The organism is Paenibacillus mangrovi, assembly GCF_022898935.1.
GTDB classification, from domain to species: Bacteria; Bacillota; Bacilli; order Paenibacillales; family Paenibacillaceae; genus Paenibacillus_AQ; species Paenibacillus_AQ mangrovi.
In genome coordinates, this window is the sequence record NZ_JALIRP010000014.1 from 49,953 (window position 1) to 63,623 (window position 13,671).

A 13,671-nucleotide genomic window follows, 5' to 3' on the forward strand; every position below is an offset into this window, starting at 1 on the left:
GAGGTAGTAACAGAGCATATGGGGATAATAGAAAATTTTGTCCTTACTATGTCAGCCTTGGAGGGAAATCATGAACAAATCATCCAACCATGGGCCGAGTGTCCCAACGATTGGACGAAGATTCAAGAGTAAGCCCGTTATGATCATTACCGCAATTGTTGCCATTATAGTCCTCATTATTTTTCTATCGTCTGCTTCCAACGGAGATAAACAGGCATCGGAGACGATCCGGAAGTTTCAGAATGCGATTGCAGCGGAAGATACCCAAGCCTTGAAAAAGCTGCTGTCCGTCGATGACTCCCAGGTGGAGGTCACGGAGGATCGTCTTCGCCGGCTGATTCGTTATATGAAGGAAGAGCCGAATTATTATGAAGAAACGCTTCAGGTTATGGCCGGACAACAGGCTCTATTGGAGGAAGCGGAGTATTTGAATACGGGTTTGCTGGACAACATGTCCCCGGAACAACTACTAAATTTAGGAGAAATGTATTTAAAGAAAGAGTCCGGGTTCCTGTCCGATACGTTCAAGATCGGCGTTCGACCGCAATATGCAAACATTACGCTGGAAAATGATAACGGAACAATCGCGGTGGACGGGAAAGAAGTTTTGAAGGTATCCAAAGACAACCACTCCGCAAAAGTGGGACCGCTATTCCCTGGGGAGTACCAGGTTGATTTTACAACTTCGTTTGACTACGTTAAGCAAGAAATCAAGAAAAGTGAAACGGTCAGCTTGTTCGGATTGGAGCCTGAGACCGATTATTCGGATTTTGTTACGGGCGATGGGGTTAAGATTAGAAGCGATCTTGGAGAGGTACAGGTTTATGTGAACGATCAGCCTACTCCCCTTGTGCACAGAAGTAGAATGGATAACAAAGAATCGTCTGATATTTTTTATCCGGCGTTTAGCGACGGATCGCAGAAGATTCAAGGGGTGGCCAAATTTCCATGGGGAGAATCCAAAAGTGAGCCGTTAGTTATTGACGACTTATCTTCCGAGTATGATATCACGCCGAAGCTTAAAGAGGAGACGGTGCGTGAGGTGCTGAAATTTGTGAATCTATTCCTGGAGACTAGGGCAAAAGCTTTTGGATCGAATGATATGAGCGAATTAAAAAAGATGTATGTCCCTGATCCTGAAGGCGATTTAATTGAAGAGGTAGAAAACGGACTAAATGACTTGTATTACGCTGGTGGCTCAGATCGGACCTTGACTGGGGTAGAATTGCTGAAAATATGGTATGTTGGAGCTGAAGATCCTTTGGGGCATGTCAGTGTACACTACAACGTTGATTTAAGCAAGTATGTAATCTCGGTTTCAAACCTGTCGCCTTATTATAAGCTGACCTTATCGGACGGTGATACGGATGATATTGATAATTCGGAGTATTTCAGTCTACAACTGGAATACATAGATGAACAATGGAAGGTCACACATATTTATTAATCAAGGACATGGGGGATTTACAGTCGCTAAAGAAATGCAAGTTCGTGAGACAAGACATGTTTAAACACCGATAATTGAAAAGGATTCGTGGACCTCGTGGTTTGCTATAAAGAAATAGTTATTACAAAGGCTTGGCGAAATCGCCAAGCCTAACTGCTTCATGAGCTTTCTGTCCTTCTATCAGATCAGCGTTAAAGTCAGGCTCTTTATATAAATAAACGAAGTTAGATTCCGAATGATTTCGATTGTCCACCTTTTATTTATTATAATGTGGAAAGGAGGTGGCCGGATGGAGAAGCAACAATCCACCAAACACAACACACCAAAAGATGCACGTTTACTTGAATCAGACAAAGAAATTCGTTTCGATCTTCCCTACGAGACCGAATTTGAGAATCTATCTTATATCGGTGTCGTGCTGCACGAAACATGGCGTGTGTCGAATCACAATCATGAACATTTCGAATTATGCTATGTAGAAAGCGGACAAGGGTGGTTTACCATTGACGGATCTTTCTACACGGTTAGTCAGGGAGATCTTTTTATAACGAAACCAGGTGAAAGACATTAGGGGGCGGCTGCGGGAGATTTGCCTTTCCGTTTATATTATCTAGGGTTTAATCTCGAGCAGATGAGAAGTTTGGAAGTAGAGTATTATAAAATAGGTTTCAATCGGGCAGAGGCAGTGGTAAAGAAACGGCTAATGTGGGCTGGCACCAAGATTATACATATTGGCAATGCTGTAAGGAGCCATCGCTGATCACTGAATGGGTGGCGTTTACCGATGTGGATCTATCCAATGGCTGTATGCAAATGGTACCACGCAGTCATAAATGGGGGCTTCTGAATGTGAGTGATTTCTTCGAGCAAAACACGGAAAAGCAAAAGGAAATGATGGACATTCCTGAAAATGAAAGCTTTAGCCCAGTTCCGATTGTGATGAAAATGATGGCAGGTAGAGATGGAGAGCTATTCATAGGTGAAGCCTGGCCTGTACTTTATGAGGCGAAATTATAAGGTCTCGATATAAGGGATATTCGGTAGTTACGATAAACAATAAAAGTAGGGGCAGTCTAGGTCTTTCGGGTTCCTAGTCCGTCACTGCTTTTTTTTAATGATCCAGTCAAACAAATGGAAATTATTCCTGGTAGTGGAGTGAGTGGCAATCGGGTGATGTGTCTGAGGACAAAGGATTCTATAAAAGAATTATCTAGAGTATAATCTATAAAAACTCTAAGGTGAATGATGAAAAAATCAGATTGCTAAGGAGGGGCTGCATTGTTTATCAACAAATGGCGAATCCGGCGGCCGTTGTTCTGGAAACTCTCGATCTCGTATCTCCTTGTGCTGATCATGCCAATCATCATCAGCAGTTTCGTATACAACGTGGCGGTGCAGACAGTCAAGAATGATGCAATTCAGCATAATTTGCTGATGCTGGAGCAAACGAGACAGATTATGGATGCCCGTCTTCAGGAGATCGAAGGGATCGGCAAACAGATAGCGCTCGATCCTAAGATGAATTCTCTCATAAACGCCGGAATCATCGAGGAGGGATCGCCGAAGCATTATCTTATTTGGAAGGCCGTCAACTACAGTCCAAATTTCCATGCAATCAACACGTTTGTCCTTAATTACTACGTATTTTTCCACAATAATTCCGTTGTACTCTCTTCGGATACGGCATTTCCCGATATAGAATGGTTTTGGAAGAGCTTGTTTCCGGACATTGTTTCTCTGGACAAGCAAGAATTTCAACGAATGCTTTGGAATCGGTTTCATCTATCTACATTTTTGCCTGGCGGCCAAGTGACATTGGATCATAAACAACATCAAGTCCTTTATTATCTGCATTCGTTTCCCGTCGATTCTATAAATAATCCGCTCGGTGTCATTCTGGTACTGATTGATCAGACCCAAATCAATCATTTATTGACCCGACTCGATATAGGCGAAAGCGGATTGGTTTATATAAGCGATGAAGAGGGCAAAGTCGTCACATCCGTTACAGGGGAACAGACGAAGGTGGCACCGGAGGAGCTTGCAGCTAAACCAATCGAAGACGGTTTCTTCAAAACGGCAAATGGGGAAGAACTATATATTTCGCGAACAGTATCAAGTCTGAACGGCTGGAATTATGTATCTGCTGTGCCTACCTCCATGGTGCTTGCCAAAGTGCAATACATTAAAAACATCATCATCGCATCGGCGCTCTTAACGATCGTGTTAGGCATTGTCCTTGCCCTATTTCTTGGCTATCGTGACTGGAAGCCGATTAAGCAATTGCTTCAACAGTTACGTGGATGGCTCGGTAGTGTAGAGGAACGATACACAAACGAATATGACTATTTGAACGACTCCATTTCCCGATTGATTGAAAATCACCATCTACTAAATGAGAAGGTTCAAGAGCATATCCCACTGCTTCGGCAAGCGTTTTTCCGCAGGCTGCTTTATGGTGAATTTGTAGACGACAAAGAAATTAAGATATTTCAAAAGAGTGTGGGTTTGGAAATATCTGATCAAAGTTTTTTCGTGCTTCTTTTACGCGTTGATGAAGCGGGAAGAAACGAGAGCGATCCCTCTCTCGAAGAAATTCGAATGTTAAACATTATCATTAAAAATGCAATCGACCGTTCTTTGGGGCACTTGACGTATTTCATATACGATATCGACGAGAACAAATTTGCGCTTATCGTTGAATTCAACGGTGAAGACAAAGACAGGCAACTTGGGATTCAAGAAGCGAAATCGATGATCCAGAACTTGTCCCATACTCTGGAAAGCTGTAGTCAAATGCGGTTGTCTTTTGCTTTCGGCAGAGTCTATAAGGGGATACGCGATATATGCGTGTCTTTTTTCGAAGCGAAGCAAGCACTGGAGTACGCATTGAGTAAAAACCAAGGACAGAGGTATGCTCGGTATGAGGACATACCGCAAGAAAGCGATAAGTACTACTTTCCAATTGACCTCGAGTTAAGGTTGATTAACAGTATAAAATCCGGGAATCGAACGGATGTGGAACAAGTACTAACGCTGCTGTACAATGAAAATTTCCAAAGAAGGAATTTATCCGTGCCGGATGCCGAACAGCTTCTCTATTTAATGATTGGCACGGTATCTAGAGGATTGGACCAAATGAAGGATTTGGCAATTGGTGAACTGTCCATTGGAAAACTGCAGAGGAAAGAAAGCATTGAAGAGCTCTTTTGTGGGATCGGAGAAGCGTATCTTGATTGCTGCGAAGCTATTCAATTCAAAAATCAAAGCGACAAAACGGAGCTGCGTAATCAAGTAGAGATATTCATCCAGCAAAACTATGTGGAGGGCAACTTGACCTTGTCCATGGTCGCCGACGAATTTAAGACAACGGAAGCTATGATGTATCAGTTTATAAAAGATCATTTGGGAATGACATTTAGTGACTACATTGAAAGTATACGAATTAGGCGAGCGTGCGAACTGTTGGCGACTCGAGAGATACCGATCAAGGAAGTCGCGTTAATGGTCGGATATAGTAGCGATCGTACGTTTAGAAGAGCTTTTAAGCGAGTCATGGGGATTTCTCCGATGGCCTATTCCAAATAACCAAGAAAAGCCTGATTCAAATGAGATGTCCATTGCTTTGGTCGCGGAACCAAACAAGGGTCATCTTTTTTTTAGATTATAGAACTTATAAATTTCAACGAAGCTGAACCGTTCTATAATCGCAAGAAAAACTTCTGCTAAACGCGGCCCTTGCATCTGTGAAAGTACGTCGATAGACGTTTTTCTTATATAAGTCAATTTGGCATTGGTCCGCTCCTTAAAAAATGTCCTCACCCAAATTATGAAGAAACGTCCGCTCATCAAATAATGTCTGTTGTGTAACTTCAATCATCCATGATAATTTTGATGACAGTTCCAGATGTGACGAGTGAAAGGAGGTGAACGCAGATTATGAAAGCGCATACGACATTACTCCAACATAAACCACCCATAAAAGTAAGAATGGGAAAAGTCTTTAAAAAAATGCGGGTTCATTGGCCATTGTATGTCCTTCTTTTGCCACCAATCATTTACGTTGCGATCTTTAGCTATGTTCCAATGTACGGAGTACTTCTTGCTTTCAAACAATATCAACCGCTTAAAGGCATAATCGGTAGTCCTTGGGTGGGGTTTAGCCACTTTGAACAGTTTTTCAGTTCTCCTTCCAGCTGGAGAATTATAAAAAACACGGTACTTATCAGTTTATACTCACTTGTAGCCGGTTTTCCGCTGCCTATCTTACTGGCTGTAGCACTAAATGAAGTTCGGAAGCATTGGTTCAAAAAAACCGTGCAGATGGTAACATACGCGCCGTATTTCATCTCCTCCGTCGTCCTGGTCGGAATCGTCATGCAAGTGCTGGATCCCCGAATCGGTCTGGTGAATCAATTTATCCAATTTTTCGGCGGAGAACCGATTAATTTTATGGGAGAAACACAATTTTTCAGATCGATCTACGTATGGATGGGGATCTGGCAAGGGACCGGTTACGGCGCCATCATATACTTGGCTGCTCTTGCTGGGGTAAGTAAGGATTTGCAGGAGGCAAGCATTATTGACGGGGCCAGTAAGGTGAGACGGATCTGGCATGTTGACTTGCCGAGCATCAGGCCGACCATTGTTATCTTGCTCGTATTAAGCATCGGTGGCATTATGGGCGTTGGATTTGAGACGATTTATTTGATGCAGAACAATTTGAATCTTTCTGTTTCCGAAATCATAGCGACTTATGTATATAAAGTGGGGCTCATCAACTCTAACTATGGCTTTTCTACAGCGATTGGTTTATTCAACTCTATGATTAATTTAATTTTGCTCATCATCGCCAATTTTACAGCAAGAAAGCTAACAGACTCCGGGCTCTGGTAAGCACGGGACACGAAAAGGCTGTCGTTGACCGATTTGTATTTGCAGCACACGTTTGAGAAAGGGTGGCTTTATGAGCAAATTGATTAAACCAACAGTCGGGGATCGGATTTTCGATGTGATTATTCACTTGGTTTTATGTGTGGGCTTCATCGTTGTAGCATACCCGCTTTTGTATGTGGTTAGCGCATCCTTTAGCAATCCGCAAGCCGTGGTTTCTGGGAAAGTGTGGCTTTTTCCCGTGAATCCAACATTGCAAGGTTATGCTGCCGTCTTCAAAAATCCGCAAATCGTTACCGGGTTCATGAATTCATTGTTTTACATGATTGTTGGTACATTGCTGAATATCGTTATGACTGTGATTGCGGCATATCCTCTTTCTCGTAAAGAGTTGCAAGGAAGAAATGTCGTGACGCTTTTTTTCGTAATCACGATGTTTTTTTCTGGGGGGTTAATTCCCAGTTACTTGCTTGTCAAAAATTTGGGCTTGTTGGATACCCGCTGGGCTCTGATCATCCCGGCTGCGATGTCCGTATGGAATGTCATCATCACGAGGACGTTCTTCCAAGTAACCATTCCGCAGGAGCTCTATGAAGCGGCGCAAATTGACGGGGCAGGCGATTTCCGCTTCCTGGTCAGTATCGCCATCAAGCTGTCAGCCCCGATCATCGCTGTAATGGCGCTTTATTACGGCGTCGGCCATTGGAATACGTACTTTAGTGCACTCATTTATTTGAAATCGCCGGAGTTGTTTCCGCTGCAAATTATATTGAGGAGCATTCTTGTGATCAACAATATCGATCCAACAATGGTCGTAGACTTTGAAGTGCTGCAGCGCAAGCAAGGGCTCACCGATGTGCTGAAATACTCTGTCATCGTAGTGGCTAGCGTCCCGGTTCTACTCATTTACCCATTTGTGCAAAAGTATTTTGTCAAGGGGGTGATGATTGGCTCGATTAAAGGGTAGAAGCTAATGGGACAGAGTATATTTGAAACAAAATAATGGGGGAGGTTACATATGAATAAGAAGCTGCATTTGAACATTTTATTGATCATTGTTCTAGCGATGATGACCTCAGGATGCTTTTCTAAAAGTGCGGATCCGGGCGTTTCCATGGAGCGTGAAGAAGTTGCTACCGGAGAGACATTTCCGATCGTCAAAAATAAAACGAAGCTCAAATTTCTTGTTATACAAGACCCGATGATTATCGATTTCAAAACGAATGAATTTGTGAAGTGGTACGAAGAGAAGACGAACATTGAAATCGAATGGGATGTCATTCCGTCCGATTCTGCCAAGGAAAAGGTAAATTTGATATTGAACAGCGGAGAACTTCCAGATGCGTTTTTTGGCGTTCGATTTAATGAAGAACAATATGCTGTGGCACAACATATGTTCTTGCCATTGGACGACATGATTCCAAAGTATGCGCCAAACTTCGAAAAAGTTTTGCAAAAACATGATGGGCTACGAGGCATTATTACGGCTACGGACGGTAAGATTTACGGCTTGCCTTCATGGAATGATTGTTACCATTGCAGCATGTCTCAAAAACTTTGGATTAATAAACATTGGCTGGATAAGCTTGGATTAAAAGAACCTAAAACAACTGAAGAATTTTACCAGGTATTGAAAGCGTTTAAGGAGAAGGATCCGAACGGCAATGGTAAGGCCGATGAAATAGCGTTTGCCGGAGCTGCTAATGGATGGAACACAGATCCAAATATCTTTCTCATGAATGCATTTACGTATACCAATTCTGGTGACCTGAAACTCATTGTTAAAGACGACAAAGTGGAAACGATTGTGAATACGCCGGAATACCGTGAAGGATTGAGATATATTCAACGATTGTACAAAGAAGGTTTGCTTTACAATCCTTCGTATACGCAAAATAACGATCAATTGAGACAATTGGCAGCGAGTCCGAATGCCGAAATATTGGGGGCTTTCGTTACAGGAGCGAATGTCAACATCATTGGTGAAGCAGCCGTTGGCCCGGAGCGATACAGGCATTACGTCGCACTAGCGCCGATCGAAGGCCCGAAAGGAGTTAGATACACGACCCATTCGAAATACGATGCTGCTGTTCCGGGAGCATTCTATATTCCGACTACGAGCAAAAATCCGGAAGCTGCGCTTCGGTGGGCCGATTACCTTTATACTTTCGAAGGTTCCATTACGAGATCAGCAGGATTAAAAGGAATAGGATGGGAAGATCCCAAACCGGGGGATGTTGGATTGAACGGGGAACCAGCTCTAGGTAGAAGGCTTATTCCGTATGTCGAGGAACCACAAAACCATTCATTAATGCAGACTGGGATTAATTATGCACCGGAGGAATTCCGGTTCGGCGAAGCGGTGGATCCGAATGTCGATCCTTATGCGGCAGAAGGGCTAGAGAAATTGTTGCGAGATGAAACGAAAAATAAATACGAGCCATACGCGCCAAAGGGCGACGCATTATCTGTACTGCCACCCATTAAACTAAAGGATGAAGAAAGTCAACCAATTCAGACGATATCAGTCGAATTGGCCAATTATGTAAAGGAATCAACAGTTCGCTTTATTACCGGAGATTTGAATCTTGATAAGGATTGGGACACATATGTACAGAGTCTAGACAAAATTGGACTTAGAAAATATTTGGAAACTTACCAGAAGGGTTATGACCGTCAGTACAAAAAATAAAAACTATGGGAACGGAATAATAATGAAATCTTAAAGAGGTGTGAATAAAATGAATTCATTCTCCTCATCCCAGAATGCTGACGAAAACTTGCAGTTGTATGTATCGACGGAAGGACGCGACCACTGGTCCGGGACATTGGCAGCGCCTAACGATGATCGGACGGATGGCCCTTTTGCGACAATCGGCAAAGCGCGGGATGCTGTACGATCGATGAAGGAGGCTGCAAAGTTGTCCGGTTCGGTGTCGGTATGGCTTCGAGAAGGTGAGTACACCTTATCGGAAGCCTTGATATTTAGGCCGCAAGATTCGGCTTCCGTCACATATGCCGCTTACCCAGGGGAAACGCCGGTGGTCAGCGGCGGCAAGCGGATTTCCGGATGGCGGGAAGAGTCGCTCGGGTCCCAGAAAGTATGGGTTGTTGACATACCGGAAGTAGCCGGGGGCAAATGGTATTTTCATCAACTGTTTGTCGGTGGGCAGAGGAGACCGAGGACACGTTTGCCTAAGCAAGGATTTTATTGGATGCAAGAGGTACCGGGAATCAACGTTCACGAAGAAGGAAAGGAAGGCGGTTTGTTCGATGGATCGGATACGTTTGTATGCCGGTCTGGTGATATAAGGCATTGGAGCAACTTGACCGATGTGGATGTCGTTGCCGTTCATTTTTGGATCGAAGAGCGGATGCCAATTGCAACATTCGACGAGCGAACCAGCACGGTGCAATCGAGCCGCAGAAGCATGTTCGCCCTCCGTGATGACGTTGCCAAACGGTATGCCAAATATTACGTCGAGAATGTGTTTGAGGCGCTTAGCGAACCGGGCGAATGGTACCTCGACCGAAGTACCGGAAAGCTCTATTATATTCCGATGCCAGGGGAATCTCTGGAGGAACTTGAAGCTTATGCTGGCGCATGCGATCAGTTCCTTCGACTGGAGGGGGATCCTGATAAGGGACGCTATGTCGAGCATATCCGATTCAAGGGAATAACGTTTAGATATAGTGACTGGCACCAGCCACGAGGCGGCGGAGAGCGCTTTGAACGCTCTGGCATTGATTTTGCCGCAGCTCCGCAGGCCGCCTTTAATATCCCGGGAGTCATCCGTATGGAAGGAGCAAGATATTGCGCAATTGAGGATTGCAAGATCGAGCATATCGGATTTTACGGGATTGAATTATCCGAAGGCTGCATGTCCAATCGGATCGTTGGGAATGAGATTGTGGATATGGGAGCTGGGGGCATCAAACTGGACGGTTCCGATGCGGAAGGCTCTGTCAGCCGCCGAACAGGGAATAATCGGATCACGGATAACATTATCCGTTCGGGAGGTCGGGTTTTCCACAGTGCAGTAGGAGTTTTATCCGTGCATTCCTTCGAGAATGTCATCTCGCACAATCATATATTCGATTTGTATTATACCGGCATTTCCTGCGGATGGGTGTGGGGCTACGCCGAGAGCGTATCAAAAAATAATAGGATCGAGAAGAATCATATTCATCATCTCGGGCATGGCTTGTTAAGCGATATGGGCGGCATCTATACGCTTGGCGTCCAACCAGGCACGGTCATCCGTGGAAATGTAATCCACGACATCGAGAAATGCAATTACGGCGGTTGGGCGATTTATCCGGATGAAGGAAGCTCGCATATACTGATTGAAAATAACATCTGCTACAATACGAGCAGTCAAGTGTTCCATGAACATTACGGCCGCGAAAATATCGTGCGCAACAACATATTCGCATTCGGCCGGGAAGGCCAGGTAGCCTTGAGCCGGGCGGAGGGGCACATTTCGTTTACCTTCGAGAAGAACATCGTCGTCTCGGACAGCCAACCTATCTTTGTAGGTGGGTACAGCGGTCAGATGGATAAGCGGGGATTTTTTAGTGATTTGAATCTGTTCTGGGATGTTTCGGGCAGGGAGCCGATCAGTGGCAATGGAGGGCATGATGAACAGGCTCGGTTTTCACTTCGCCACACGTTAACCCGGGAAGAATTACAGGAACTGGGTTACGATTTGCACTCGATCTATGATGATCCCCGGTTTGTTGCTTTGGACAAATATGATTTCACGCTACAGGAAGATTCCCCGGCATTTGACCTCGGGTTTCAGCCGATCGATAATTCGGATGTCGGTCCGCGTCCCTTAGGAAAGCGGGAGTAAGCATGAAAAGTCGCCAATTTGGCGGCTTTTTCGTTTGTTGGCTTTATCTAGTATTTATAGGTAAAATTAAATGAAGAAATGAGTATCACAATAATCACTCTCGACTTTGTCGTATATCGTGTTCATTTAAACCAGGAGGTTGCAGCTATGGACTTAAAGTTATTGGGAAAAAAGGCACTTATTGTAGGAGGAAGCCGTGGCATTGGTAAAGCGATTGCCCGCCAAATGGCACTGGAAGGTGTAGACTGTACAATTTGTTCAAGAAACGAATCCTCGCTAAAAATAGCTGCAGAGGAATTGGCTCAAGAAACAAAAAGAAATATCTATCCGATTGTGGCAGATACCACGAATCCTGACTCTATCCTAAAACTAGTTGAAAATTCAGCCGCGGCGATGGGGAGTATTGATATTCTTATCAACAGCGGGGCTCGTGTTGGCGGTCAAGTGCCGGAGGATTTTAACAGCATAAAAGATGAACTTATTCTGAAAGACTTTGAAGAAAAGTATATGGGCTATTTTCGTAGTATCCGTGCCGTAGCACCTTATATGATAAAAAACAACTGGGGACGTATTATTAATATAAGCGGTTTGGCTGCTAGAATAGGTGGCAATTATTTTAGCTCCGGTCCGCGTAATGCATCTGTTGTCCATTTAACAAAATCCGCATCCATGGAACTCGGGAAGCACGGAATTACCGTCAATGCGGTTTATCCAGGGATTGTAAGTACGGAAGCATTTAGAGAACAAGTTACTGATGAGGATACTTTACGACAGTTAGCGGCAATGAATTCGCTCGGTCGCTTGATTACAGCGGAGGAAATTGCTAATGTCGTTACCTTCCTGGCTTCACCTTTGTCTGCATCGATTAACGGCGATGTCCTTTCGGTAACCGGTGGCATTGGAAATACCGTTTATTACTAAAAAGATAGGACGATACGGTTAACAGTAACGCAGATATAAATAATACTATATTGGGTCTTTTGAAAAAAATAGTATTTTAAAAAACGAGCCGCCCTAAAATCTGAGGCTCGTTTTTCTTGTTTTTATCGTTGTGTGACTTGGATTTTGAGGCACTCTCACTAATAAAAGTAGTGTTTAACCAGATTCACATAAATGAAGATGCGATCCATATTGAGTATTAGAAAAAAATGATCTTATATTTGTAGTGACAGCATCGGCTTCGCACTGAAGAAAACCAGTTCTGCCGTTTCTATGAACGTGGACAATGTGGAAGTCGACCCGCTCGTCAATCGGAAGAATCGGACTTTTCCCCGGTAGTATCGTCCTTCGCTCCGGTTTTCGGTTTGCGCGGATTCCGGTACCCTTAAGTATGTAAGCACTTCCAAGTTGGACGACGGCGACGAGAAGGGAAAGCAGGCTCAGTCTAACGAGCTGCCGTCTGAACCGGCAGAAGGATTGGTGCGACCGGATATCCCGTGAGCGGCGAGCGCGTCCCGCAGCTCCGGTAATCCGGAGCGCCGCGTTAGAGAGAAGGATGGAGGAGGGACGATGGAACTCGTAACTGCAGGTATCGCCACCAAAACGGAAAGGCCGCGAATGCGGCTGTTAAGGAGGATGTGGAAATACAAGTGGCTATACGCCTTGCTGCTTCCCGCTCTGGCTTGGGTAATTCTGTTCGACTACTTGCCCTTGTACGGAATCAGCATCGCGTTCATGGATTTCAACGTGATTCAAGGATTAGGGGCCAGCAAATGGGTTGGTCTCGCGCATTTCCGGGAACTGTTCGAGTCGGAGATGTTCCGCAACGCCTTCCGCAACACACTGCTCATCAGCCTTTACAAGATGATCAGCGGCTTTCTCTGTCCCATATTGTTAGCGCTGTCGCTAAACGAAATTCGGACCAAGTGGTTCAAGAAGACGCTGCAAACTGCGGTTTACTTGCCGCGTTTTGTGTCCTGGGTTGTCTACGGCGGCATCATCACGCTGCTGCTTTCGCCGGAGACCGGCATCATTAACAAGATCGTTGAATGGTTCGGCGGCAAGCCTGTTTATCTGCTCGTCGAGCCTGCGTATTTCCGGATGATTCTCGTCTTCACCGACGCGATGAAGGAAATGGGCTGGGCCGCGATCATCTATCTGGCCGCCATCGCTGGGCTTAATCCCGAAGTGTACGAGGCCGCGGTCATGGACGGAGCGACGCGATTCCGACGCATCATTCACGTGACGCTTCCCGGCATATCCGGTACGATCATCGTCATCTTCATCTTACGAGTCGGTTACCTGATGAGTGCTGGATTGGACCAAGTGCTCAACCTGTACAACCCAATGGTATTCGAGGTCGGTGACATTCTCGACACCTACATCTATCGAGTAGGCATCGAGCAGTTCAGCCTCAGTCTCGCGGCAGCGGCGGACGTCATCAAGGGAATCATCGGCTTCGTCATGGTGCTGATCGCTAATCAGATCGCGAAGCGAATCAATGATTCCGGCATTTTCTGACAAAGGGGAATCTGA

At 44.9% G+C, this 13,671-nt stretch carries 9 protein-coding genes and 1 pseudogene; all 10 read left to right on the plus strand.

Translation table 11 applies throughout. From position 1 onward, the window contains the following. The first annotated feature begins 70 nt into the window (after positions 1-70). The 10 genes and pseudogenes from MUG84_RS23935 to MUG84_RS23980 all read left to right on the plus strand — a co-directional run bounded on the left by MUG84_RS23935 (position 71) and on the right by MUG84_RS23980 (position 13,656). Positions 71-1,447 carry a TcaA 3rd/4th domain-containing protein gene (locus tag MUG84_RS23935; protein WP_244729948.1) on the plus strand — a complete coding sequence of 459 codons (1,377 nt, stop codon included), beginning with the start codon at positions 71-73 and terminating at the stop codon, positions 1,445-1,447. A gap of 289 nt (positions 1,448-1,736) precedes the next feature. Then, the gene (locus MUG84_RS23940) at positions 1,737-2,018 is read left to right on the plus strand and encodes an AraC family ligand binding domain-containing protein (protein WP_244729952.1); all 282 of its coding nucleotides are present in this window, start codon (positions 1,737-1,739) and stop codon (positions 2,016-2,018) included. Between the two features lie 128 nt (positions 2,019-2,146). Further along, positions 2,147-2,464 (plus strand): annotated as a pseudogene (locus tag MUG84_RS23945) (phytanoyl-CoA dioxygenase family protein); the annotation flags it as partial. A 261-nt stretch (positions 2,465-2,725) separates the two neighbouring features. After that, the gene (locus tag MUG84_RS23950; protein WP_244729957.1) at positions 2,726-5,035 is read left to right on the plus strand and encodes a helix-turn-helix domain-containing protein; all 2,310 of its coding nucleotides are present in this window, start codon (positions 2,726-2,728) and stop codon (positions 5,033-5,035) included. Positions 5,036-5,386: 351 nt separating this feature from the next. Further along, entirely contained in the window at positions 5,387-6,343 is a 957-nt protein-coding gene (locus MUG84_RS23955) for an ABC transporter permease (protein WP_244729960.1), read from the plus strand. A 70-nt stretch (positions 6,344-6,413) separates the two neighbouring features. After that, entirely contained in the window at positions 6,414-7,307 is an 894-nt protein-coding gene (locus tag MUG84_RS23960) for a carbohydrate ABC transporter permease (protein ID WP_244729962.1), read from the plus strand. A gap of 51 nt (positions 7,308-7,358) precedes the next feature. Continuing rightward, positions 7,359-9,032 (plus strand): ABC transporter substrate-binding protein, encoded by a 1,674-nt coding sequence (locus tag MUG84_RS23965; RefSeq protein WP_244729973.1) that lies wholly within the window; start codon positions 7,359-7,361, stop codon positions 9,030-9,032. A 49-nt stretch (positions 9,033-9,081) separates the two neighbouring features. Continuing rightward, positions 9,082-11,196, plus strand: a complete 2,115-nt coding sequence (locus MUG84_RS23970) for a right-handed parallel beta-helix repeat-containing protein (RefSeq protein WP_244729976.1) — start codon at positions 9,082-9,084, stop codon at positions 11,194-11,196. Between the two features lie 147 nt (positions 11,197-11,343). Beyond that, entirely contained in the window at positions 11,344-12,117 is a 774-nt protein-coding gene (locus MUG84_RS23975; RefSeq protein WP_244729978.1) for an SDR family NAD(P)-dependent oxidoreductase, read from the plus strand. A gap of 588 nt (positions 12,118-12,705) precedes the next feature. Further along, positions 12,706-13,656: an ABC transporter permease gene (locus tag MUG84_RS23980; protein WP_244729981.1), complete on the plus strand. Its 951-nt coding sequence runs from the start codon at positions 12,706-12,708 to the stop codon at positions 13,654-13,656. Positions 13,657-13,671: the final 15 nt, after the last annotated feature.